At 66.3% G+C, this 22116-nt stretch carries 22 protein-coding genes and 1 riboswitch; of the genes, 11 read left to right on the top strand and 11 right to left on the bottom strand.

What is annotated here, in order from left to right; genetic code table 11:
• Nucleotides 1-90 precede the first annotated feature (90 nt).
• Nucleotides 91-1254 carry a sensor histidine kinase gene (locus ACRDT3_RS09515; RefSeq protein ID WP_431492752.1) on the top strand — a complete coding sequence of 388 codons (1164 nt, stop codon included), beginning with the start codon at nt 91-93 and terminating at the stop codon, nt 1252-1254.
• Nucleotides 1251-1919, top strand: coding sequence for a response regulator (locus tag ACRDT3_RS09510; protein ID WP_431492751.1), 669 nt, complete (start codon nt 1251-1253; stop codon nt 1917-1919). The genes ACRDT3_RS09515 and ACRDT3_RS09510 overlap by 4 nt, the downstream gene beginning before the upstream one ends.
• Here ACRDT3_RS09510 and ACRDT3_RS09505 read toward each other — a convergent pair.
• Both ACRDT3_RS09505 and ACRDT3_RS09500 read right to left on the bottom strand, forming a co-directional pair.
• Nucleotides 1867-2223, bottom strand: a complete 357-nt coding sequence (locus tag ACRDT3_RS09505; RefSeq protein WP_431492750.1) for a VOC family protein — start codon at nt 2221-2223, stop codon at nt 1867-1869. The genes ACRDT3_RS09510 and ACRDT3_RS09505 overlap by 53 nt on opposite strands.
• A 32-nt stretch (nt 2224-2255) precedes the next feature.
• Complete coding sequence (locus ACRDT3_RS09500) at nt 2256-3155, bottom strand: LysR family transcriptional regulator (protein WP_431492749.1); 900 nt, start codon at nt 3153-3155, stop codon at nt 2256-2258.
• Nucleotides 3156-3284: 129 nt separating this feature from the next.
• Here ACRDT3_RS09500 and ACRDT3_RS09495 point away from each other — a divergent pair, with 129 nt between their 5' ends.
• Complete coding sequence (locus tag ACRDT3_RS09495; protein ID WP_431492748.1) at nt 3285-4673, top strand: MFS transporter; 1389 nt, start codon at nt 3285-3287, stop codon at nt 4671-4673.
• A gap of 54 nt (nt 4674-4727) precedes the next feature.
• Here the strand turns inward: ACRDT3_RS09495 and ACRDT3_RS09490 are convergent, their stop codons facing one another.
• The 4 genes from ACRDT3_RS09490 to ACRDT3_RS09475 all read right to left on the bottom strand — a co-directional run bounded on the left by ACRDT3_RS09490 (nt 4728) and on the right by ACRDT3_RS09475 (nt 7891).
• A complete protein-coding gene (locus ACRDT3_RS09490; protein WP_431492747.1) occupies nt 4728-4973 on the bottom strand; it encodes an SHOCT domain-containing protein in 246 nt (81 codons plus the stop codon).
• Between the two features lie 128 nt (nt 4974-5101).
• A complete protein-coding gene (locus ACRDT3_RS09485) occupies nt 5102-5800 on the bottom strand; it encodes a response regulator (RefSeq protein ID WP_431492746.1) in 699 nt (232 codons plus the stop codon).
• A complete protein-coding gene (locus ACRDT3_RS09480; protein ID WP_431492745.1) occupies nt 5797-6915 on the bottom strand; it encodes a sensor histidine kinase in 1119 nt (372 codons plus the stop codon). The genes ACRDT3_RS09485 and ACRDT3_RS09480 overlap by 4 nt, the downstream gene beginning before the upstream one ends.
• An 82-nt stretch (nt 6916-6997) precedes the next feature.
• Entirely contained in the window at nt 6998-7891 is an 894-nt protein-coding gene (locus tag ACRDT3_RS09475; protein ID WP_431492744.1) for a LysR substrate-binding domain-containing protein, read from the bottom strand.
• A 105-nt stretch (nt 7892-7996) separates the two neighbouring features.
• Here ACRDT3_RS09475 and ACRDT3_RS09470 point away from each other — a divergent pair, with 105 nt between their 5' ends.
• Genes ACRDT3_RS09470 through ACRDT3_RS09455 form a run of 4 tightly spaced genes read left to right on the top strand, consistent with a single transcriptional unit; the run spans nt 7997 to nt 12241 of the window.
• Entirely contained in the window at nt 7997-9259 is a 1263-nt protein-coding gene (locus ACRDT3_RS09470) for a cytochrome P450 (protein ID WP_431492743.1), read from the top strand.
• Nucleotides 9260-9274: 15 nt separating this feature from the next.
• Nucleotides 9275-9598 carry a 2Fe-2S iron-sulfur cluster-binding protein gene (locus ACRDT3_RS09465; protein ID WP_431492742.1) on the top strand — a complete coding sequence of 108 codons (324 nt, stop codon included), beginning with the start codon at nt 9275-9277 and terminating at the stop codon, nt 9596-9598.
• A 1-nt stretch (nt 9599) separates the two neighbouring features.
• Nucleotides 9600-10820 carry an NAD(P)/FAD-dependent oxidoreductase gene (locus ACRDT3_RS09460; protein WP_431492741.1) on the top strand — a complete coding sequence of 407 codons (1221 nt, stop codon included), beginning with the start codon at nt 9600-9602 and terminating at the stop codon, nt 10818-10820.
• 32 nt (nt 10821-10852) lie between these two features.
• Complete coding sequence (locus tag ACRDT3_RS09455; RefSeq protein WP_431492740.1) at nt 10853-12241, top strand: MFS transporter; 1389 nt, start codon at nt 10853-10855, stop codon at nt 12239-12241.
• Nucleotides 12242-12290: 49 nt separating this feature from the next.
• Here the strand turns inward: ACRDT3_RS09455 and ACRDT3_RS09450 are convergent, their stop codons facing one another.
• On the bottom strand, nt 12291-13157 hold the full coding sequence (locus ACRDT3_RS09450; RefSeq protein ID WP_431492739.1) for a bifunctional methylenetetrahydrofolate dehydrogenase/methenyltetrahydrofolate cyclohydrolase: 867 nt from the start codon (nt 13155-13157) through the stop codon (nt 12291-12293).
• Nucleotides 13158-13197: 40 nt separating this feature from the next.
• Nucleotides 13198-13274: riboswitch (ZMP/ZTP riboswitch) on the bottom strand.
• A gap of 53 nt (nt 13275-13327) precedes the next feature.
• Between ACRDT3_RS09450 and ACRDT3_RS09445 the strand changes: the two genes are divergently transcribed.
• The 4 genes from ACRDT3_RS09445 to ACRDT3_RS09430 are packed head-to-tail and all read left to right on the top strand — an operon-like array spanning nt 13328 to nt 16747.
• Entirely contained in the window at nt 13328-14371 is a 1044-nt protein-coding gene (locus tag ACRDT3_RS09445) for a flavin-containing monooxygenase (protein WP_431492738.1), read from the top strand.
• A gap of 47 nt (nt 14372-14418) precedes the next feature.
• Nucleotides 14419-15261, top strand: coding sequence for a formyltetrahydrofolate deformylase (gene purU, locus ACRDT3_RS09440; RefSeq protein WP_431492737.1), 843 nt, complete (start codon nt 14419-14421; stop codon nt 15259-15261).
• Between the two features lie 2 nt (nt 15262-15263).
• Complete coding sequence (locus ACRDT3_RS09435) at nt 15264-16175, top strand: DUF1266 domain-containing protein (protein ID WP_431492736.1); 912 nt, start codon at nt 15264-15266, stop codon at nt 16173-16175.
• Between the two features lie 53 nt (nt 16176-16228).
• Nucleotides 16229-16747 (top strand): gamma carbonic anhydrase family protein, encoded by a 519-nt coding sequence (locus ACRDT3_RS09430; RefSeq protein ID WP_431492735.1) that lies wholly within the window; start codon nt 16229-16231, stop codon nt 16745-16747.
• A 65-nt stretch (nt 16748-16812) separates the two neighbouring features.
• Here the strand turns inward: ACRDT3_RS09430 and ACRDT3_RS09425 are convergent, their stop codons facing one another.
• The 4 genes from ACRDT3_RS09425 to ACRDT3_RS09410 all read right to left on the bottom strand — a co-directional run bounded on the left by ACRDT3_RS09425 (nt 16813) and on the right by ACRDT3_RS09410 (nt 22056).
• The gene (locus ACRDT3_RS09425; RefSeq protein ID WP_431492734.1) at nt 16813-18522 is read right to left on the bottom strand and encodes a DUF222 domain-containing protein; all 1710 of its coding nucleotides are present in this window, start codon (nt 18520-18522) and stop codon (nt 16813-16815) included.
• A gap of 62 nt (nt 18523-18584) precedes the next feature.
• Complete coding sequence (locus ACRDT3_RS09420) at nt 18585-19454, bottom strand: AraC family transcriptional regulator (RefSeq protein ID WP_431492733.1); 870 nt, start codon at nt 19452-19454, stop codon at nt 18585-18587.
• A gap of 71 nt (nt 19455-19525) precedes the next feature.
• Nucleotides 19526-20746: a cystathionine gamma-synthase gene (locus tag ACRDT3_RS09415; RefSeq protein WP_431492732.1), complete on the bottom strand. Its 1221-nt coding sequence runs from the start codon at nt 20744-20746 to the stop codon at nt 19526-19528.
• Nucleotides 20743-22056, bottom strand: a complete 1314-nt coding sequence (locus ACRDT3_RS09410; protein ID WP_431492731.1) for an O-acetylhomoserine aminocarboxypropyltransferase/cysteine synthase family protein — start codon at nt 22054-22056, stop codon at nt 20743-20745. The genes ACRDT3_RS09415 and ACRDT3_RS09410 overlap by 4 nt, the downstream gene beginning before the upstream one ends.
• Nucleotides 22057-22116 lie beyond the last annotated feature (60 nt).

Below are 22116 nucleotides of genomic sequence, written 5' to 3'. Positions count from 1 at the left end.
CCGCCGATTCGCGGTATCGGCCAGTGGGCTGCGCTTTCTCCTCCTTAAGGGGGATACCCCGGGGGCATGGAGTTCGGGGATGCTGGAAGCATGAACTTCATTCGGCGGATGGGCAGCGGCGATAAGGAGCCCGAGGTCGTGGGCACTTATCTGGTGCTAACCGTCATCTTGCATCTTTCGGGACTGGCCAATCCCCCATGGTTCGCGATCCGCGGGTACGAGTGGATCCCCCTGCTGCTCATCGGCTTGGCCGCCGTGCTGGTCCGCCGCCGTTTTCTCATAGCCAGCGCGGTGGTCGTGCTGCTCGCCGGCGCCGGCCTGCTGGCCGTGGGCAGCATCGGCGGGTACTTCCTGGTCTTCGAGTGCGTATTCGGGTTGTTCCTGCTCGGTTCGGTTCGCACCCGAACGGTGGCGCTGGCGCTGCTGTGCTTGGCCGCCATCTCGCTGGCCATCGCCACCTGGCTGGGCAGCCACAATCCCCAGGAGGTGGTGCTGAGCCTGTTCATGTCCGGCTTCATCCTCTTCACCCCGATGCTCTGGGCGGAGAATGTGCGCACCGCCAAGGAGCTGGCCCGGGCCGAAGCCCAGCGGGCGCAGGCTGTGCAGTCGGCGGCCGATGCACGCGAAGACCAGCTGGTCGCCGAGCACGACTTTTCTCGCGTCCAGGAGCGCACCGCGTTGGCCCGCGAGATGCATGACGTGCTCTCGGCCCGGTTCTCGTCGATCGCCCTGCTTTCCGGCGCCCTGCTTCCGGCCGCACCCCCGGCTGCGCGGGCACCGTTGCAGAGCATCCGCGATGAGTCGGTTTCCGGCTTGGAGGACATGGCCGCAATGGTGCGGATGCTGCATGCCGGCGGCCCTGCGCTGCAGGCGCGGATCGAGGATCTGCCCGAGCTGGTGGCCGGATTCGGCAGCCAGGTGCGTTGGGAGTACCGGGTGGCGCATCCGCAACGCTTTAGCCCGGCAGTGCATACCGCCGCGCACCGCACGGTCTGCGAGCTGCTGGTCAACCATGCCAAGCATGCGCCGGGCACTACCCTGGAACTGAGCGTGGTCCAGGAGAAGGGCCTGGCGATCACGGCGAGCAACGGGCTGCGCCAGGACGCCGGCCGCGCCCCCGGAGCGGGGACCGGGCTGGAGAATATCCGGACCCGCGTCGCCGCGCTCGACGGACGGTTCGAGGTGCGCACCGGCACGGATTTCGCAGTGCACGTCGAATTCCCGGGCCCAGCCGAAGCAACGGAGAAGCCATGAAAGTCCTGATCGTCGATGACCATGCCACCGTCCGCATGGGGATCCGGCTGGTATTGCAGGCCGCGGAAGATCTGGAAGTCGTGGGCGAAGCGGCCGACGGGCGATCGGCCATTTCCATGGCCCGCGCCCTGTCCCCCGACGTCATCCTGATGGACCTGCGCATGCCGTTGCTCGATGGCATCGAGGCTACCAAAGCGCTGCATCGGACCTGCCGCGTCGTGGTGCTCACGACCTTCGATGACGACCAGTACCTTTTTGGCGCGTTGCAGGCCGGAGCGCACGGCTTCCTGCTCAAGAGCGCCGAACCGCAGGCGATCATCATGGGCGTGCGTGCCGCCGCCCGTGGCGAATCCGTTCTGGATCCGCAGGTTACCGCGCGGATCCTGGCCCGGGCGCTGGCGCCGGAACCCGGCACCGCCGTGCTGCCTGATGACTTGACCGGCAGGGAACGCGAAGTGCTCGACGGGCTGGCCGAAGGGCTGAGCAACCCGCAATTGGCCGCGCGGCTGGGCATCGGGCAGAGCACCGTGAAGACGCATGTCTCCCAGGTGCTGGCCAAGCTCGGGGTCTCGACCCGGCTGCAGGCGGCGAAGATCGCCTATGCGGCGGGGGCTACCAGCTCACCAGGCAAAACGGGTGGTCCTGCGGGTCAAGATAGACCCTGAAGGTCCTGGCCCCTTCCCCGGTGGCCTTCGCGCCCAGGTGCAGCACCTGTTCTTCGGCCAGGTCCAGATCCTTGACCTTCACGTCGATATGCGCCTGCTGCGGGTGCACATGCCCGGGCCACTGCGGGGCCACATACGGGCTGACCGCTTGGAAGGCGAGCGCAGGATGGTCCGGGGCATCGCCAATGGAGACCCAGTCGGGCTCGTTGTCGATGCGCACCATCCCGAGGAGCTGTTCATAGAATCCGGCCAGTGCATCGGGGTCCTCGCAGTCGATGACCATGGCCTGCCACGTGCCAATCATGTGGCCATTATGCGCGCCCCAGGGGTGCGCGTCTACCAGGACTCAGCCATTGCGCAGGTGCAGTGGTCGATCAGCGCCTGGACGCGGGCCGGGATCTGGACCCCCTTGGGCGTGATCGCCACAACCGCGTTCGGGTAGTTGGGGGCCTTGAGCTCGCGGAAGGCCAGCGGGCGGCCCTCGATGGAGACCTCGGCATTGTTCGGGCGGCGCATGAGCAGCCCGTAGCCCAGGCCGCGGCCCACCATCGCGGAGACCAGGATCATCTGCGGGACCGAGGCGGCGATCCTGGGCTGCAGGCCCTGGGAGGCGAAGAGCTGCTGCTGGTGCTCGGTGCTCGGGTCGGACTCGTAGATGATCAGCGATTCGTCGACCAGGTCGGCCAATTCCAGCGGCCGGGCGAGGTTGGCCAGCCGGTGCTCGGGATGCAGCACCACCTGCATCTCGGTCTGGTAGATCTGCTGCTTGTCGATATCGGCGGGCAGCTGCAGGTCGTAGACGAAAGCAACGTCGATCTCGCCCTCGCGCAGGGCCGGCAGCAAGTCCTCGTGGGTGCCGACGCGCACATCGAGCTGCACCTCGGGGTGGTCGAACCCCTCCAGCGTGGCCGGGATCAGGTGCGGCGAGAGCGAAGCGAAGCAGCCGAACCGCACCGGCCCGCGCAATGTTCCTTCGGTTTGCGGGAATGTTGCACGCAATTCACCGACATCGGAAAGGATCTTCCGGGCCATGGCGGCGAAGTGCTGCCCCGAGGCGGTGAGCCGGATCCCGTGGGCCTTGCGCCGCAGGCACAAGGTCTCCCCGGCATGCTTCTCGATGGCGGTAATTGCCTGCGACAAGGCCGATTCCGAGATCCTCAATTCGCTGGCCGCCGAACCGAGCGTGCTGTGGACGGGCAGTTCAGCCATGATTTCCAGATGGCGCATCGAATACATAAGCCGACCTTCAGAAGTATTGCAGATATTTGAAGTTTACCTTACCTATGAGGGGTGCCACACTGGAGTGACCCAAAACTCATTAGCCAGTGATCGACGCCTCGGTCGCAGCTCGCAAGGGAAACACACATGACTTCATCAGCACACGCCGGAAAGGCTACGCAACGCCGCGTAGCGTTCGCGACGGTCATCGGCACCACCGTTGAGTGGTACGACTTCTTCATCTACGCCACCGCGGCGGGCCTGGTCTTCAGCCAGCTGTTCTTCGAGCCAGCCGGCCAGGACATCGCGCTGCTGATTTCCTTCGCGTCGGTCGGCTTGTCCTTCCTCTTCCGCCCGCTCGGTGCGTTCCTGGCCGGGCACTTCGGCGACAAGATCGGGCGCCGTGCCATGCTGGTGCTCACCTTGGCGCTGATGGGTGCCTCCACCACGCTGATCGGCGTGCTGCCGACCTACGAGACCGCGGGCATTTGGGCACCGATCCTGCTGTTGCTGCTGCGCATCCTGCAGGGCATCTCCGCCGGCGGCGAATGGGGCGGCGCGGTGCTGATGGCCGTGGAGCACGCACCCGAGGGAGGCCGCGGCCGGGCCGGGTCCTATCCGCAGGTCGGCGTGCCGCTGGGCATGCTGCTGGCTTCGGGCACCATGGCGCTGATGACCGGTGTCATCTCCCCAGGGGAGGAATTCCTGGCATGGGGCTGGCGCATTCCGTTCCTGGTCTCGATCGTGCTGATCGCCGTGGGCTACTTCGTGCGCCGTTCGGTGGACGAGTCGCCGGTCTTCGAGGAAATCAACGAGCACAAGGCGCAGACCGCCGTGCCGATCCTGGTGCTGTTCAAGAAGCACTGGCCGCTGGTCATCATCGCGGCCCTGGTCTTCGCCGGCAACAACGCCGCTGGCTACATGACCACCGGCGGCTTCTTCCAGGCCTACACCACGAACCCCGAGGGGCCGGTCGGGCTGGAGCGCACCGACGTGCTCATCGCCGTGGCCTTCGGCGCCGCCGTGTGGCTGGTCATGACCCTGGTGGCCGGTTTCCTCGCCGACAGGATCGGGCGCAAGCGCACCTACCAGCTGGGCTTCATCATCCTTGCCGCTTCACTTTTCCCGGTCTTCGCGCTGGTGAACTCGGGCTCGCTGGTCCTGCTGTATGCGGCCTTCGGCCTGTTCTCCATCGGGCTGGGGCTGACCTACGGTCCGCAGGCGGCACTGTACTCGGAGCTGTTCCCGGCTTCGGTACGCTTCTCGGGCGTATCGATCTCCTACGCGATCGGCGCGATCGTCGGCGGCGCGTTCGCCCCGACCATCGCCCAGGCGCTGGTGCAGGCGACCGGCGGCACCACCGCGGTAGCCGTCTACCTGCTGATCGTCGTCGCGATTTCATTCACCGCGGTGAGCATGATCCGCGACCGTTCGGGCATCGATTTGTCCTTCCGCAACCAGGCCGAGCAGGAAGTGGGGGCGCTGGTCTTCGACAAGCGCCGTGCTGAAGCCGTGAAGTCCACCCAGGACGCCTAGGCTCCACGCAAATGGCCCGTTCCGCTTCGGAACGGGCCATTTTTGCGTATTCCACTACTTCAGCTTGGTGCGCAAGACTTCCAGGCGCTGGCGGTACTCGGTTTCGTCGATCTCGCCGCGGGCGTAGCGCTCGCGCAGCACCGATTCGGCCCCGGCCGGCGCCTGCTGCCAGTGCCGGCGGCGTGCTGCGAAGATGATCAAGCCAATCAGCAGGATCCAGAAGATCGGGATCAGGATGAACCAGCCCGGGCCGTGCCCGTAATGCGCTGGCAGTGCCGAGAGGATCAGTGCGGTATTCATGATTGCTCCTTGCGTCTTTCGGGGCCTTGCTGCCCCATGACTCCACTTTCCCGCTGGGCAAGGATCTGCGCGTCGGCCTGCGGAAGCCACTTGCCGTACTCCCCGGGCAGGCGTTTTGGCGCATGCTCCTACTCCCTGGGTGACCCGGGGGTGAGCAGCCCCGACTCGTAGGCGAGGACCACCAGCGAGGTTCGGTCGCGCACCGCCAGCTTGCCGATGATCCGCGAGACGTGGGTTTTCGCCGTGAGCGGGGTGATGAACAAGGCCTGGGCGATTTCCGCGTTGGTCTTGCCCAGGCCGATGTGCACCAGCACCTCGCGTTCGCGCGCGGTCAGCTCCGCCAGCCGGTGGGCTTGGGGCAGCGTGGCCTGCGGGGTGCCGGAGGCGACCTGGGCCAGCAGCTTGCGGGTCACCGAGGGCGAGAGCAGCGAATCCCCGCCGGCCACCACGCGCACGGCCTCGATCAGCTGCGCCGGTTCGGTGTCCTTGACCAGGAACCCGCTGGCGCCGGCCCGGATCGAATCGATGATGTAGTCATCGAGTTCGAAGGTGGTCAGCATGATCACCCGGGTGGCAGCCAGCGCAGGATCTGCGGTGATGGCGGCGGCCGCGGCGATCCCGTCCCCGTGGGGCATGCGGATATCCATCAGCACGATGTCCGGTTTTGCCTCGCGGGCAAGCTGCACCGCTTCGGTGCCGCTGCCGGCGGTGCCGAGCACCGCCATGTCCTCTTCTGCGGACAGCAGCGCGCTGAATCCGGCGCGGATCAGCGACTGGTCATCGACAATGATCACGCCGATCTGCTGCGGCGTTTGCGGCTGGCTCATGATTCCTCTCGGGGTGCGGGGATGTGCACGGTGATTGCGGTGCCGGGCCGGTGCGCCCCGGGCAAGTTCCCCGGGCCGAGGGAAACTGTTCCGCCCAGCTGCTGCACGCGTTCGCGCAGTCCTCGCAGGCCGTTGCCTTCCTCGGCAGCGGCCAGGCCGATGCCGTCATCGGCGATGGATACTTCTGCTTGCGCGTCGTCCGCGGTGAAGGTGATGGCTGCCCGGGTGGCGTGTGCGTGGCGGACGATGTTGGTCAGCGATTCCTGGACCACGCGGTAGATGGTGTTCTCCACGCGCTCATCGAGCCAGCCCGGCAGGTTCGCTGGCGGGTCGTACCGCACCGACAGTTCGCCGGAGGACACGCGGGACACCAGTTCCGGCAGTTGCGCGATGCGCTGGCTGGGGATCCGCGGCGCATCGTGGCGCAGCACCGAGAGTACCTCGCGCACTTCGGCGAGCGCATGGGCGGAACCGGACTTGATGTTGCCCAGCGCCTCGATGAGCTGGTCCGGGTCGGGGTCCTTGACCGCCAGGTGCAGCGCCACCGAGGCCTGCACGTTGATCATGGACAGCGAGTGGGCCACCACGTCGTGGATGTCGCGGGCAAGCACCAGCCGTTCCTCGTCGCGTTCGTGCCTGCGGCGTTCGGCCTCGGCCTTGCGCCAGTCCTCGCGGCGGTTGCGCCCGGCCCTGGCGAGTTCGCCGATGAGCAGAAGCACCGCCATCCAGGCCAGCAGCAGGTAGATCCGCTGTTCGGCATGCTGCGCGGCCAGCAGCCAGGCCCCAACACCGAATACGACAGCAGCACCCCACGCCCACCAGCGGGCGCCGGACACCACAGCAATAACCAGGGCGGCCAGCAAGCTGAGCAGGAACGGTCCGAACGGGAACCCGGCGGCCAGGTAGGCCAGCGCGATGGCTGCGGCGCCGGCGGCCATGGGGCCCGGAGCCCGGCGGCGCAGCAGCAGCAAGGCCGGGCCGGCCAGCAGCAGCAGAAACGCCGCCGGCGGCAGGCTCCTGCCCTGGTGCGCGGCGATGGCGCCCGTGCCGGCGAGCTGGATCACCGCCACCGCGACGGGCAGGATGGCCAGCGGCGGGCGTCGACGGGTGCTCATGCACCGAGGATACTCCGGGCGCTGGCCTTGCGGCATCGGCCGGCGGGAGTAGCCTGCTGCTCCCCCGGGAGTAGACCGGGGCCTAATGCAGTTCCAGCGCCAGATCATGCATTGCGGTGGCCGCCTTGGACGGGGCGACCGCGCGCGGGCGGGCCAGTGCAATGCGCACCGTGCGGGCCACCGGGTGGATCGGGCGCACCACCAGGTCCAGGCCCTCGTAGGAGACATCTGCGGCAGGGCGCTGGACCAGCACCGCGTAGCCCAGCCCCCGGGCCACCATGGAGCGGGTGACCTCGAAGTCTGCGGTGCGGTAGCGGATCCACGGATCGACCCCGGCGGATTCGAACAGGTTCTGCGTGTGCTCCCGGCTCGGCGGGACATCCAGCAGGATCATCGGCTCGCCGGCCAGCCGCACCAGCGGCACCTTCGGTTCGTCGGCCAGCGGGTGCCCCGCGGGCAGTAGCACATAGGGTTCGGTGCGGAACAGTTCGGTTCGCTCGATGCCTTCGGGCAGGCCGAAGTCGTAGACGAAGGCAAGATCCAATGTCCCGGCGGTCAGCATCTGGAAGATCTCCTGCTGCGTGCCGGCGAAGAAGTCGACCTCCACCTGCGCGTAGCGCTGCCCGTATTCGGCCAGCAGCTCGGGAAGCACCGTGGGCGCCAGCGAGGAGTAGCAGCCCACACGCACCTTCCCGGCCAGCACTTCGCCGGCACCGCTGGCCATCTGCTCCAGATCCCCGGAGGCCTGCAGGATTCCCTGCGCCTCGTCCAGCACGTAGCGCCCGGCCGGGGTCAGGCTCACGCCGTGGGCCTTGCGCCTAATGGTCAGCTGCGTGTTCAGCACGCGTTCAAGCTCATTGAGCCCGCCGGTCACCGCGGAGGCTGAGAGATTCAGCGACTGCGCGGCGGCGGTAATGGAGCCCAGGTGCCCTACGGCGGCCAGGCATTCGAGCTGGCGCAGCGTAAATTTCGGCACTATTCCTCGCTTACTCAGTGAATATTCCTCGAATATAACCATTTTACCCGTGGTTATGGCCTGCCTCACACTAGGGAATGAACAAGGAACCACTAAGGAGACAGCATGAGCACCGCCCCAGCGACCTGCCCCTTCACCGGCGCACAGGCCACCCCCGACACCGTGCCAGTGCACGCCGGCACCGAGTCCGCGGTCCGCGAGGCCCCGGTCGCCGATTGGGTGAAAATCGAGGACCTGTACCGCAATCCGTTCCCGGTCTACCAGCGCCTGCGCGCCGAAGCCCCGCTGCATTGGGTGCCGGCAGTGAACCGCTACATGGTGACCTCCTACGCCGCCTGCCACGAGATCGAGCAGGACGAGGCCCGCTTCTCGGCCAACGAGCGCAACTCGCTGATGAAGCGGTCCATGGGCCACTCCATGCTGCGCAAGGACAACCCGGAGCACCAGGTGGATCGCGACTCCTACGGTGCGACCCTGCGCCCGGGCACCATCAAGAAGCACTGGAACGGGATCTTCGCGCAAAACAACGAGAAGTACCTGGGCGAGCTGCTCGCCAAGGGCCCGGGCGCGGACTTCGTCTGGGACTATGCCGCCCCCTACACCGCGGAGAACCTGCGGCTGATTTGCGGCTTCCACAATGCCACCCAGCAGGACATGCAGCGCTGGAGCCAGACCATGATCGACGGCACCGGCAACTACGCCGATGACCCCGAGGTCTGGGCCAAGGCAGCCGCTTCCTCCGCGGAAGTCGATGCCGCCATCGATCAGATGCTGCCATACCTGGCGAAGAACCCGGACCACTCGCTGCTTTCCAACCTGGCTTCCATGCCGATCCCGCTGGAGGCCATCCGCGCCAACCTGAAGATGACCATCGGCGGCGGGCTGAACGAGCCGCGCGACGTGCTGGCCACCACCGTCTGGGCGCTGCTTCAGAACCCGGAGCAGCTGCAGGCGGTACGCCAGGACCCGGCCTTGCTCCCCAAGGCCTTCGAGGAATCGGTGCGCTGGGTCGCCCCGATCGGCATGTACCCGCGGGAAACCACGCAGGAGGTGGTGCTCGAGGGCGTGCGGCTGCCGGACGGTGCGCGCCTCGGCGTGGTGCTCGGAGCTGCCAACCGCGACCCGGAGGTCTTCGAGGACCCCGAAACGTTCAACATCTTCCGCGAGAAGAAGCCGCACCTGGCCTTCGGCGGCGGCGTGCACTTCTGCGCCGGCACCTGGATCGCCCGGGCCCAGGTGGCCCAGGTCGCCCTGCCGGCGGTCTTCGAGAAGCTTCCCAACCTGCGGCTGGATCCGTCCACCGCCAGCATCGATGCCGGCTGGGTCTTCCGCGGCATGACCAAAATGCCCGTCCTCTGGGACGCCTAATACAAGGAGCCTTCCATGCCTACCATCACCTTTGAACAGCCCAACGGCACCGCGACCGATATCGAGGTCGCCGAAGGCGGCAACATCATGCGCGCCGCCGTCACCAACGGCATCGCCGGGATCGTCGGCGAATGCGGCGGCCAGGCCATGTGCGCCACCTGCCACGTCTACGTGAACCCCGAGGATGCAGCTGGTCTTCCAGAACCCTCGGAAGACGAAGACGAAATGCTCGACTGCACCACTGCAGAGCGCACCGAGAACAGCCGGCTGGGCTGCCAGGTTTCCCTGGGCGGCGCACTGCAGTCCATCCGCGTGGCCGTACCCTCCGAACAGGTCTGAAATGAACGAGAGCATCCTTATCATCGGCGCCGGCCACGCCGGCGTGCAGCTGGCCGAAACGCTGCGCGAGCACGGCCATGCCGGCGCCATCACCTTGGTTGACCAGGGCACGCAGCAGCCCTACCAGCGCCCTCCGCTGTCCAAGGACTTCGTGGCATCCGCCCAGGAACCCGAGGTGCTGCCGCTGCGCTCGGAGGACTTCTACGCCCAGCAGCGCATCGAGCTGCTGACCGGTGCGCGCGCCACCGCGGTTGACCGCGCCGCACGCACCGTGGCCCTGTCCGACGGACAGCAACGCGGCTACGACCGGCTGGTCTTCGCCACCGGCGCACGCAACCGGGCGCTGGACTGTTCCGGAGCCGAGGACCCGCGGGTCGTCGGGCTGCGCACGCTGCAGGACGCGGAAAACCTGCGCCAGCAGCTGGACGGCGCGCAGCGGGTCGTCGTGGCCGGTGCCGGCTTCATCGGCCTGGAGTTCGCGGCCGCCGCCCGGGCCCGCGGGATCGAGGTCACGGTGCTGCACTCAGCGCCCCGGGTGCTGAACCGTTCGGTCTCCCGCCAGCTCTCCGACTGGTTCGCCCAGGCCCATCGCGGCGACGGCATCGACCTGCGTGTGGGCGAAGGAGTGCAGTCCATCGACGCGCACGGGGACCTGCAAGTACACTCCACTGCCGGGGGAAGCTACCGGGCGGACCTGGTGGTCTACGGCATCGGCGTGATGCCCAATGTGGAGCTGGCCGAAGCATCCGGGCTGATGTGCGAGAACGGCATCCTGGTGGATGCCGCGCTGCGCACCACCGATGAGCGCGTCTACGCCGTGGGCGACTGCGCCAATGTCGACAGCGACGGCACGCGGGTGCGCCTGGAATCGGTGCAGAACGCCGCGGACCAGGCGCGCAGCCTGGCCCGCACCCTGTGCGGCGAGCCCACGTTGTACTCGGAGGTTGCCTGGTTCTGGAGCATCCAGGGCCGCCACCGGCTGCAGATCGCCGGGCTGGCCCAGCCCACCGACAGCAGCATGCTGCTGGGCGAGCCGGGCAGCGGAAAGTTCTCCATCGCCCAGCTGCGCGACGGGCAGCTGGTTGCGGTGGAATCCATTAACCGGCCCGCCGACCACGCGGCCGCCCGCAAGCTGCTGGCCCGCGGGAAGAGCATTACCGAAGCCATGCTCGCTGGAGCATCCCTGAAGGAACTGGCCAACGCCGCACCAGTCGCGGCCTAGCACCCCCACTACTACCCCAATGAGGTCAGCACATGAGCACACCCACTACACGCCCCGGCACCAGCCAGCGGCGCGTCGCCTTCGCCACCGTCATCGGCACCACCATCGAGTGGTACGACTTCTTCATCTACGCCACCGCGGCGGGGCTGATCTTCGCCCACTTGTTCTTCGAACCGGCCGGCGCGCAGATCGGCCTGCTGCTCTCCTTCGCCAGCGTCGGCATTTCCTTCCTCTTCCGCCCGCTGGGCGCGTTTTTGGCCGGGCACTACGGGGACAAGATCGGCCGGCGCGCCATGCTGGTGCTGACCCTGGCGCTCATGGGCGCCTCCACCACGCTGATCGGCGTGCTGCCCACCTATGCGACAGCGGGCGTGCTGGCCCCGATCCTGCTGCTGCTCTTGCGCATCATCCAGGGCATCTCCGCCGGCGGCGAATGGGGCGGCGCGGTGCTGATGGCCGTGGAGCACGCCCCGAAGGGCCGCCGGGCCCGGGCCGGCGCCTACCCGCAGCTCGGCGTGCCGCTGGGCATGCTGCTGGCTTCGGGAATGATGGCGCTGATGACCGGCGTGATCTCCCCCGGCGAGCAGTTCCTGGCCTGGGGCTGGCGCGTGCCGTTCCTGCTCAGCTTCGTGCTGATCGTGGTCGGCTACTTCATCCGCCGCTCGGTGGACGAGTCCCCGGTATTCGAGGAGATCGCGCAGAAGAAGGCGCAGACCCGCGTGCCGATCGTGGTGCTGTTCAAGAAGCACTGGCTGCTGGTGCTGATTGCCGCGTTGATTTTCGCTGGCAACAATGCCGCCGGCTACATGACCACCGGCGGATTCCTGCAGGCCTACATGACGGATCCTGCGGGGCCGGTAGGCTTCACCCGCACCGAAGTGCTGCTGGCGGTGTCCTTCGGCGCGGTCATGTGGTTCGCCTTCACCCTGCTCTCCGGGGTCGTGGCCGACAGGATCGGGCGCAAGCGAACCTACCAGATCGGCTTCATCAGCCAGCTGCTGTGCATCTTCCCGCTGTTCTGGCTGGTCAACACCGCTAGCCTGCCGCTGCTGTACGTGGCGTTCGCACTGTTCGCCATCGGTTTAGGCTTCTCGTACGGGCCGCAGGCGGCACTGTACTCCGAGCTGTTCCCGGCCTCGGTGCGCTTCTCCGGGGTTTCCATTTCCTACGCTTTCGGCGCGATCCTGGGCGGGGCGTTCGCCCCGATGATCGCCACCGCGCTGGTGCAGGCCACCGGCGGGACCACGGCGGTCGGCTGGTACCTGTTCGCGCTCACCGCGGTATCGCTGGCGGCGGTCAGCATGGTGCGTGATCGCAGCGGCATCGACTTGGGCATCGGCAACCAGGCCGAGCAGGAAGTCGGCGCGCTGGTCTTCGACAAGCGCAGCGCTGCGCAGCCCGTGCCCCAGGACGCACTGTAGGGATCAAAAAACCGGCAGCCCGCCAATGGCGGGCTGCCGGTTTTCGCGTTTACTTCGCTGCGTTGCGCTCGGCGGCTTCCACCACGTTGTTCAGCAGCATCGCGCGGGTCATCGGGCCTACGCCGCCCGGGTTGGGCGAGATCCACGAAGCCACCTCGGCAGCGGCTGGATCGACGTCGCCGGTGACCTTGCCATCCACGCGGGAGACGCCCACGTCCAGCACGATCGCGCCAGGCTTGATGGCCTCGGCCTTGATGATGTGAGGCACGCCGGCGGCAGCGATGACCACATCGGCCTGGGCCAGCAGCTCGGGGAGGTTGGTGGTGCCGGTGTGCGCCAGGGTGACTGTCGCGTTCACATCGCGGCGGGTCAGCAGCAGGCCGACCGGGCGGCCGATGGTCACGCCGCGGCCCAGGACCAGCACGTGCTTGCCGTTCAGGTCGATATCGTGGCGGGCCAGCAGGTCGACGCAGCCCAGCGGGGTGCATGGCAGCGGGGAGCTCATCGGGCGGTTGACGTTGGCGACCAGGCGGCCCAGGTTCATCGGGTGCAGCCCGTCGGCGTCCTTGGCCGGGTCCATGGCTTCCAGGATCACGTCCTGGTCGATGTGCTTGGGAAGCGGCAACTGCACGATGTAGCCGGTGCAGTCCGGGTTCTCGTTCAGTTCGCGCACCTTGGCCAGCAGCTCATCCTGGGTGGTTTCCTCGGGCAGGTCCACGCGGATCGACTCGATGCCCACTTCGGCGCAGTCCTTGTGCTTGCCGCCGACGTACCAAGCCGAGCCCGGGTCGTTGCCAACCAGGATGGTGCCCAGTCCGGTGGTGTGCCCGGCAGCCTTGAGCTTGGCAACGCGTTCGGCCAGTTCCTGCTTGATGGCGGCCGCGGTGGCCTTGCCGTCGAGAATGCGTGCGCTCACGCTGTTCCTTCCGTAGGTGCCCTGTTCCCAAGGCGGGTGGTGTGCAAACCCAGGCGCGCGGCTCGCACAATTAGCTCCCTGGTGGTTACCCACCTAACGCCAGTCACGCGTTCCAGTGTAGCGAAAATGGCTTCGGGAATGACTTTGAAGTGCGCAGGGTTACCTTAAGCGTGTACTCGACAATCGTGATCGGCGCAGGGCAAGCCGGGCTTGCCGCCGCCTACCATCTGGCCAAGCGCGGCATCGACTTCTTGGTGCTCGACGCGAACCCAGCACCAGGCGGGGCCTGGCAGCACCGTTGGGATACCCTCACGTTGGGCGATGCGCATCATATCCACCCCTTGCCCGATTTCCCGCTTGAGGTGCAGGATTCCACCCGACCGGCCTCGCAGGTGGTGTCCGAATACTATGCGGAATACGAACAGCGCTTCGCGTTGCCGGTACGCCACGGCGCACCGGTGACCTCGGTGCAGCAGGACGGCGAGCACTTCGTGGTGCACGCCGATGCGGATTACCGGGCGCGCACCATCATCAACGCCACCGGCACCTGGTCCAATCCGTTCTGGCCGGTCTACCCCGGGCATTTCGATGGTCCGCAGGTGCACACAAATGGCTTCGTCTCCCCGCAGCAATTCGCCGGGCAACGCGTTTTGGTGGTCGGGGCCGGCGCCAGTGCCACCCAGTTCATCGTGCAGTTGCGCGCTGCCGGCGTGGATACCCTGTGGTCCACGCGCAGCGCACCGGACTGGCGCGACGTACCCACCGGTGCCGAATGGGGCCAGGAAGTGGAGCGCCAGGTCAACGAGCGCACCAGTGCGGGACTGCCTCCGAAGTCGGTGGTGGGCACCACCGGGTTGCTGCTCACCGAGAAGATGCGTGCCGGGATCGCCTCCGGGGCGCTGGTTTCGCGGGGGAAGATCGACCATCTGGAATCCGACGCCGTCGTCTTCTCCGACGGATCACGCGAAAAGATCGATGCGATCCTGTGGGCGACCGGTTTCCGGCACGCCCACCGGCATTTGCGCGATCTGAAACTTCACACGGCTCAAGGCGGCATCCTGATGGAGGACGGGGTGGCCGCCGTGGCGGTGCCCGGGCTGTTCTTCGTCGGCTATGGCGCGTCGGCTTCGACTTTGGGTGCTACCCGGGCCGGGAGAAAGGCCGCGCTGGCGGCGGCGCACTACGTTCAGCGGCTCGCGGCAAGCGCAACGTAGCTCACGGAATTGGCAGAACATCGCTGGCGGGCGCTACCTTAGAACCCATGAAACAGTACATCGTCACCCTGTCTTGCATCGACCGCCCCGGCATCGTCCACGCCATTTCCGGAGGTCTGCTGGGTGCCGGTTGCAATATCACCGAGTCCCAGCAGTTCCTCTCGCCTGAAACCGGCACCTTCTTCATGCGCATCGAGGTAGCCACCGAGCAGTCCCTGGAGCAGATCCGTGCCGGGCTCGCGCCCATCCGCGACGACTTCCACATGTCCCTCCGTGTGGACGATCGTGCCAAGCGCACCCGCACCATGATCATGTGCTCCAAGGCCGGGCATGCGCTCAATGACCTGCTGTTCGCCCAGCGTGCTGGCACCTTGCCCATCGATGTGCCAGTGATCGTCTCCAACCACCTGGATCTGAAGCCGATGGCCGACTTCTACGGGGTGGACTTCGTGCACCTGCCGGTGACCAAGGAGAACAAGTCCCAGGCCGAGGCTGAGCTGCTCAAGCTCGCCGAGGACTACGGCATCGAACTGGTGGTGCTTGCCCGCTACATGCAGATCCTTTCGGATTCGCTCTGCGAGCGCATGGAAGGCCGGGTCATCAACATCCACCACTCCTTCCTGCCTTCCTTCAAGGGTGCCAAGCCGTACCACCAGGCCTACGCCCGCGGCGTGAAGCTGATCGGTGCCACCGCGCACTACGTCACCGCGGACCTGGATGAAGGTCCGATCATCGACCAGGAAGTCACCCACGTCTCGCACACACGCACCGCCGAGCAGCTCGTTGAGCTGGGCCGCAGCGTGGAGGGCCGGACGCTGACCCGCGCCGTGCAGTGGCATGCCGAGCACCGGGTGATGCTCGACGGCCAGCGCACCATCGTTTTCTCGTAATCATGGATTATGCAGCAATAGCCGTCGTCGCCCTGCTGATTGCCGCCTCGGCGTGCTGGCCTTTGCTCAGGGCATCTGGCAAGCGCCGCAAGGCATTGAAGGCCCAGGCGCTGCAGCTGCCGGAGCACCATCGGCCGCGCTACCGGCAGTCACTGGCCGGAAATCCTCTGGCTTTTCCCCTGGCAATGAGCAGCGGCTATACGCTCTGCCGAGAAGCGGACCTCGATACCTTCCTCTTCCCCGATCCGGAAGAAGAACGGATCATCCTGGCCGAAGCGTGGGGCATCTTCGATGCTGAGGATGCCGTGCAGGAGCTCTGGTCCTTGCTTTCGCATGGGCATCGGTCTGAATGGCAACAGTCCCGGGAGCTGGTCAATGCCGGTGGAGCTGCCCTGGCCCGGCACCGCACTGCGCTTGGCAAGCAGGCACGGACTTCCGACGAGGCCCGCGAACAATTACTGTCCCTGCGCCGGTTGCAGCGCAATGAGCGCGGTGTGCAGGAATTGGACTTCCTGGCGTGGGATCTTTCACGCGTCGTCATGGTCGCCCGCTCGGCGGCCACCTGCGGCTACCTCGATCAACGCGTAGCTCAAGACGTCGCCTTGCAGGCAGCGTCGTATGCCCAGCAAACCTATGCTTCGTGGGATGAATTCGCGAAAGCGTTCGATACCGCGCGCTGGTTCTGGCGCGCGCAGCGGGACAATGCGCTGGATGATGCCCACGACGCGCACCGGACGCAAGTTCTCACCGGCGCTGAGGGCCCTTTTGCAAAGGTGGACTTCAACGCACTGGTACCGGCCAGCCAGCTGCTGCTGCTCGATGCCGCACGGGAACTGGGACTGTCGTTGCGCGCCGACGAGGAGGATCGGGATTGGCAGCGTGCGCTGGTGGCCGCGGCCCGCTCGCGGACTTGAGATCTTCGGTAGTGAACTCGCCGTAGCAATGCTTGGCCATTACAGTAGGTGAAATGACGCACATTATTACCATTGACGGCGCGACCCCGAAGGTCGGCCAGGACGTTTTCATAGCCCCTACCGCCACCTTGAGCGGGGATGTCGTCCTCGCGGATCGCTCCAGCGCGTTCTATGGCGTCTCCGTGCGCGGCGATTCGGCACCGATTCGTGTGGGTGAAGGCACCAACTTGCAGGACAACGTCGTGCTTCACGCCGATGAAGGTTTTCCTTGCACCCTGGGTGCGGGCATCTCGGTGGGCCACTCGGCTGTGGTGCACGGCGCCACCGTAGGTGACGGCTGCCTTGTGGGCATGAGCGCGACCATCATGAATGGCGCGGTGATCGGCGAGCAGTCGCTGGTTGCTGCAGGTGCACTGGTGTTGGAAGGCACCCAGGTTCCGCCGCGTTCCCTCGTTGCAGGTGTTCCGGCCAAGGTCCGCCGCGAACTGAGCGATGAAGAAGTCGCCGGGTTGAAGACCAACGCTGATCACTATCTCGTGCTGGCAGCCAAGCATCTGGAAGCCAACGCCTAGAGTTTGCGAGGTTCTGGAAGCGCACTGCTTCCAGGACCTTTCGCTTTAAGCATTGTGCGTGCTGCTCATGGCTCGGCGATTTCGACGTCCAGCAACCCAGCACGCCACTTCACCGTGGTCTCCTCCGCCAATGCTTCGGCCTCCAACCCTTCGGCCGGAGTCATGAAATAGGTGTTGATCCGCAACTTCTGCTCCGGATCCAACTCCGGCGGCAACAGCACCATCGGCCGGCTCCCAGGGATCTTCACCGCCTGGAACAACCCGCAATGCCTGGCCGTATGGTGAATCAAGCAATTCAACACCGCAGACTTGATATCAGTGCGCCCGCCCTTCTCCCACGGATCCAGATGATCCGCCTCGCACCGCTGCGCAGGCATGCTGCACCCAGGATAGGAACAGCCTCGATAGGCTGCCCGCAGGGCTCGGACTTGGGCCTTGGTGAATAGCCGCTGCGTTCGTCCGAGATCCAAGGGCAGGCTCTTGCCGTTCAGCACCACCGGGAGAATTCCGGCATTGCACAGTGCGGTCCTGGTTTCTCCCGGGGATAGCAGAATCCCCGAGGAGGTCACAGCGAAATCCTCGGTTCGCTGCTGCAATTTATCCCAATCCAAGATGACGCTCACCTGCGCGCTGGCAAGTCCTGATTGCTGTTCCGGCGGGCCTCCGCTGGGTTTCCGTTCGCTCATCAGCAAGGCCATGAAACCAACGAGCCGTCTTCGCTCGGGTTTCAGGTCTTCCCATTCAGCGTTGGCCGGCTTCGCTTCGGCGGAAGCAACTTCTGGCTGAAGCTCATCATTTCCGCAGTGGAGATTCTCGTCTTCCGAGTCGAGATCTCCAATTTCCTCCGTAGCGTCGCCACCTGGTCCGTCTTTTGCCCAGTCGGGTTTGCTTTCTTCATCGTCCCAGCCGCTGGTTTCCTCACCGGTGAACTGGGCATCGACGTCTTTCAAGCCCTCGCGGTTGCCAGCGACGGTGGACGGATTATCCAGATTGGCGAAGTAGGCCTCGATGTATGCGGCATGCGATGGGAGAACACGAATGATGTATTCAACCAGCCCTTTGCGCATACCGCGCTTGAAGATCCCGATTCCGTCGAGCAGAGCCTTGAGCGGGCGCTGGCCCGCTTTGATCTGCGAGACCATATCGTTGATGTGCTTGCGCGCTGACTTGGGCTCTGAACGCAGGAAGGCTGCGGATTCTGCCTGGAGCTGCTGCTTCTTCGCCTCTGCGGCTTTGCCTTCGCCCAGATCCTTGCGGAGCGAATGCAGCTTCATTGCCGCCGAGGCCACCAGCCGCGGATCAATGCTCGGGTCCTCGAACAGCGTAGCAAGCTCCGGCAGCCACGGATCAGTCGGTTGTCCTGCCTCGTCCGTGCCGCCAAGCAGGCAGTCGGCCTGCACCAGGCGGGCGGCGGCGGTGCTGCGCGGGATATCCAGCCAGCCGGTCATCAGTCCTTTGGCGTCCTTGAAATGCGTGCGCGCTGTCGTGGTGCGCCCCTTCGCGGCTTCGATTTGCTCGACGGTGGGGTGGGCCCCGAGATCGGAGATGGCCTGGACGGATTCCTGGTCGAGCTTGTAGGCGCCGGTACGCCGCAGGGCAGCTGCCGCGTGGACCTGGGTCCGGGCGAGAGATTGGGACGTGTCTTCAGCGAGCATCGAAAAATAGGCGGCCTGGCCGGCGGTGAGGCCGCCTTGGGCCAGGACATGGGTCGCTGAAGCGGCCAACGCGTTGGCGTCGGCCAGGTCCTTCAGCGCTTGCGCGATTTCTCTGCTCATGGGTACACCATGCCCCGCAGAAATGGATCTGCAGGGCATGCGTGTACGGGCTGTGGACAAGTCTAGTTGCCGGCTTCAACCGGCAGCCAGAGCTCGCAGGTCGCGGTGCTGAAGTCCGGGGCCCGATCGAGCACGGCGACAATGGACGGCCCCACGCGCAAACGCCACGGATTGGACGGGAACCACGCGGTAGCGGTGGCGGCCCAGAGTTCCTGCAACGCCGACGGGTAGGGGCCCGAAACGCTGAAGACCGCCCACTGGCCAGCAGGAACCTGAATCGCGTCCAGTTCCTTGGGCACCTCGCTGCCACCGGGTACGGCGACGCCGTGCAGGTAGGTCAGCTCGGTGCCTTCGCGGTAATCGGGGTCCACCTGTGCGCTGACCTGCAGCAAACCGGCAGGTTGCGCGGAAGACAGCTCCTTGAGCCGGGCGTGCTCGGCCACCGGGATGGAGGCGATGTGGGCTTGGATGTGCGGGTTGGCACCGTGATGAATCAGCGGTACCTGCGTGGCATATCCAATGAGCTGGAATTCTTCGCGATCAACTATTCGTGCATCCATGGGACGATTCCCTTCGACGGTCAGGCTGAACCTGATGATTGGTTGGCTTCGAAGGGGGCCACCATTCTCGCGGACATCGGCCACGGACGCGCCATGCACCGCTCGGAAGGCCCGGCCGAATGCTTCGGCCGAACCATAGCCGTAGCGGATCGCGATGCTCAGCAGGTCCTGACCGGCAAGCAGATCCGCGGCGGCCTGGGTCATGCGGCGCCGGCGGATGTACTCGGAGACCGGCATGCCGGACAGCGAGGAGAACATCCGTCGCACATGGTATTCGGTCGTACCTTCGGCGTGCACCAAGTCAGCGAGGTTGATCTCGGCGCGTAGCTGAGCCTCGATATGCTCGATGAGCCGATTGAGAATTCCGATCATGATTCCACCCTTCCCCAACTACTATTCTTCAGGGTAGGGGCACGCCGCCCGATAATCGCGGTTCGAAGCGATCAGGCGTTTTCCAGAGTCTTTTCACATACCCGGGAGACGACCGGTTTGGACGCCGCGCGGGCCGCGGCCAGGCCGCGTTCCAGATCGGCAATCAGGTCGTCGGCCTCTTCGATGCCCACCGAGAGGCGGACCAGGTTGGCCGGGATTTCCAGCGGGGTGCCGATCAGCGAAGCATGGGTCATTTCGCGCGGATAGCAGACCAGGGACTCCACCCCGCCCAGGGAGACCGAGAGCTGGAAGTACTCCATGGATTGGGCGAAGGCGCGGGCGGCGGCTTCATCGGAGAGCTGCAATGAGAGGATCCCACCAAAGCCGCGGCCGGCCGCGGACTGGGACTTGGCCAGCTCGTGGCCCGGATGGCGTTCCAGCCCCGGGTAGTAGACGCGGGTGACTTCGGGCAGGTCATCGAGCCAGCAGGCCAGGGTGGAGGCGGTAGCCCCGTGGCGTTCCATGCGCAGGCCCAGGGTCTTCAGTCCGCGGGCGGCCAGGTAGGAATCCTGCGGACCGGAGACCGCGCCCCCGGCGAACTGCTGGTAGCCCACGGCTTCGGCCAGGCTCTGCCCGCGGTGCAGGTGGTCGGCCACGATGACCGCGCCACCGAGCACGTCGGAGTGCCCGCCGATGTACTTGGTGGTGGAATGGACCACCGCGTGGGCGCCGAAATCCAGCGGCCGCTGCAGGTACGGGGTGGCGAAGGTGTTGTCCACCACCAGCAGGGCGCCGTGTTCGCAGGCGATGGCCGCCCAGCCGGCCAGGTCGGCGATGCCCAGCAGCGGGTTGGACGGGGTCTCCACCCAGAGCAGCGCGGTGTTCGGGCGCACCGCGGCGCGCACCGAATCCAGGTTGGTGATATCCACCGCCGAGGAGGTGATCCCCCATTTGCCGTGCAGCTTGGAGATCAGCCGGTTGGTGCCGCCGTAGCCGTCGGCACCCAGCACGATGTGGTCGCCCGGCTGAAGCACCGCGCGCAGCAGCGCATCTTCGGCCGCGATCCCCGAAGCGAAGGAGAAGCCGGCGGTGCCGCCTTCCAGCGCGGTGAGCTGGGATTCGAACCCGTTGCGGGTCGGGTTGGAGCCGCGCGAGTACTCGTGCCCGGCACGCAGCACGTTGATTCCGTCCTGGATGAAGGTGCTGGTCTGGTAGATCGGCGGGATAACCGCACCGGTGTGCGGATCCTTGTGCTGGCCGGCGTGCACTGCGAGGGTGTTGAAGCCGCTCATGCGAAACTCACTTCCTTGGTGTCGGCGGTGGCCTGGGCTGCGGCCAGTGCGTGATCCAGCGATTGGGTGATATCTGCGAGAAGGTCGGCCGGGTCTTCCAGCCCGACCGACAGGCGCAGGGTGGAGGTGTTCAGGCCCGCGGCGGCCAGCTGCTGCTCCGAGAGCCGGCAGTGCGTCATGGTGGCCGGGTGGGAGACCATGGTGCGGGTGTCCCCCACATTCGCGGCCAGTGAAATCAGCTTGAGCCCGTCGATTACCGGGGAAACCAGCGACGGGTGGGCCAGCTCGATGGCCAGCACGCAGCCGGTGCCCTTCGGCGCCAGCGCCCGGGCCAGCTCGTGGCTGGGGTGCTCGGGCAGCGCAGGGTGGTGGATGGCGGCAATGCCCGGATACTCGGCAAGCGCGTCGATCAGCCTGGTGACGCTGCGCTGCACGTGGGCGGCGCGCACCGGCAGGGTTTCGATTCCGGCCAGGATTCCCTGGGCGCTGGCCGGGGCCAGGGTCGGGCCCAGGTCGTGCAGGAACTTGGAGCGCACCAGCATTGCGTAGGCGGCCGGTCCGTGGCGCTCAAGCAGCGAGGTGTTGTTCAGACGCACCCGCGGGGCGGCGATCTGTGGCCAGCGGGCGGCATCGGAGAAGTCGAATTTCCCCGAGTCCACCACGACCCCACCGAGCACCGAGCCGTGTCCGGCCAGGCCCTTGGTGGCCGAGTGCACCACGATGTCGGCACCGAGTTCCAGCGGGCGCACATTCAGCGGGGTGGCCAGGGTGTTGTCGACCACCACCGGGATGTTGTGCTCGTGGGCGATGGCCGCGATGGCGGGCAGATCGGCCACGGTGCACAGCGGGTTGGAGACCGACTCCAGGAAGAACGCCCGGGTGTCCGACTCAATGGCAGCGGCCCAAGCGGACGGATCGGCCTGGTCGACAAAGCTGATGCGGATGCCGAAGTCCACGAAGGTGTCGGTGAACAGGTCCACGGTGCCGCCATAGAGCGAGGAGGAGGCCACGATGTGCTTGGGTCCCTGGGTCAGGGCCAGCAGGGACAGGGCCACGGCAGCCTGCCCGGTGGCGGTGGCCACCGCGTGGGCCCCGCCTTCCAGTGCGGCCACGCGCTGTTCGAGAATCGCAACGGTGGGGTTGCCGGTGCGCGAGTAGGTGAAGCCGGCCTGGCGCAGCGCGAACTTCTCCACCGCTTCGGCGTGCGATGCGAATTGGTAGGCCGCGGAATTGTGCAGTGGCGGCAGCATCGGGCGGAAGTCTCCGCTCGGGCGGTACCCTGCGTGCACCGCGTCGGTTTCCTGGCTCATGGCTCCTCCTCGATTCTCTGCGAGGGAGTGCACCGATTGGCATCGTGCGGCGGCACGAAG

Origin of the sequence: Glutamicibacter sp. (assembly GCF_050701915.1) — a bacterium.
GTDB lineage: Bacteria > Actinomycetota > Actinomycetes > Actinomycetales > Micrococcaceae > Glutamicibacter.
The sequence above is the reverse complement of the archived record's forward strand: the minus strand, read 5'-3'. Positions and strand labels throughout refer to the sequence as shown.

Excerpts from the sequence above, each read along its gene's own strand:
- ACRDT3_RS09515 (WP_431492752.1), top strand. The coding sequence starts at position 91 with ATGAACTTCATTCGGCGGATGGGCAGCGGCGATAAGGAGCCCGAGGTC.
- ACRDT3_RS09510 (WP_431492751.1), top strand. The coding sequence starts at position 1,251 with ATGAAAGTCCTGATCGTCGATGACCATGCCACCGTCCGCATGGGGATC.
- ACRDT3_RS09505 (WP_431492750.1), bottom strand. The coding sequence starts at position 2,223 with ATGATTGGCACGTGGCAGGCCATGGTCATCGACTGCGAGGACCCCGAT.
- ACRDT3_RS09500 (WP_431492749.1), bottom strand. The coding sequence starts at position 3,155 with ATGTATTCGATGCGCCATCTGGAAATCATGGCTGAACTGCCCGTCCAC.
- ACRDT3_RS09495 (WP_431492748.1), top strand. The coding sequence starts at position 3,285 with ATGACTTCATCAGCACACGCCGGAAAGGCTACGCAACGCCGCGTAGCG.
- ACRDT3_RS09490 (WP_431492747.1), bottom strand. The coding sequence starts at position 4,973 with ATGAATACCGCACTGATCCTCTCGGCACTGCCAGCGCATTACGGGCAC.
- ACRDT3_RS09485 (WP_431492746.1), bottom strand. The coding sequence starts at position 5,800 with ATGAGCCAGCCGCAAACGCCGCAGCAGATCGGCGTGATCATTGTCGAT.
- ACRDT3_RS09480 (WP_431492745.1), bottom strand. The coding sequence starts at position 6,915 with ATGAGCACCCGTCGACGCCCGCCGCTGGCCATCCTGCCCGTCGCGGTG.
- ACRDT3_RS09470 (WP_431492743.1), top strand. The coding sequence starts at position 7,997 with ATGAGCACCGCCCCAGCGACCTGCCCCTTCACCGGCGCACAGGCCACC.
- ACRDT3_RS09465 (WP_431492742.1), top strand. The coding sequence starts at position 9,275 with ATGCCTACCATCACCTTTGAACAGCCCAACGGCACCGCGACCGATATC.
- ACRDT3_RS09460 (WP_431492741.1), top strand. The coding sequence starts at position 9,600 with ATGAACGAGAGCATCCTTATCATCGGCGCCGGCCACGCCGGCGTGCAG.
- ACRDT3_RS09455 (WP_431492740.1), top strand. The coding sequence starts at position 10,853 with ATGAGCACACCCACTACACGCCCCGGCACCAGCCAGCGGCGCGTCGCC.
- purU (WP_431492737.1), top strand. The coding sequence starts at position 14,419 with ATGAAACAGTACATCGTCACCCTGTCTTGCATCGACCGCCCCGGCATC.
- ACRDT3_RS09435 (WP_431492736.1), top strand. The coding sequence starts at position 15,264 with ATGGATTATGCAGCAATAGCCGTCGTCGCCCTGCTGATTGCCGCCTCG.
- ACRDT3_RS09430 (WP_431492735.1), top strand. The coding sequence starts at position 16,229 with ATGACGCACATTATTACCATTGACGGCGCGACCCCGAAGGTCGGCCAG.
- ACRDT3_RS09425 (WP_431492734.1), bottom strand. The coding sequence starts at position 18,522 with ATGAGCAGAGAAATCGCGCAAGCGCTGAAGGACCTGGCCGACGCCAAC.
- ACRDT3_RS09420 (WP_431492733.1), bottom strand. The coding sequence starts at position 19,454 with ATGATCGGAATTCTCAATCGGCTCATCGAGCATATCGAGGCTCAGCTA.
- ACRDT3_RS09415 (WP_431492732.1), bottom strand. The coding sequence starts at position 20,746 with ATGAGCGGCTTCAACACCCTCGCAGTGCACGCCGGCCAGCACAAGGAT.
- ACRDT3_RS09410 (WP_431492731.1), bottom strand. The coding sequence starts at position 22,056 with ATGAGCCAGGAAACCGACGCGGTGCACGCAGGGTACCGCCCGAGCGGA.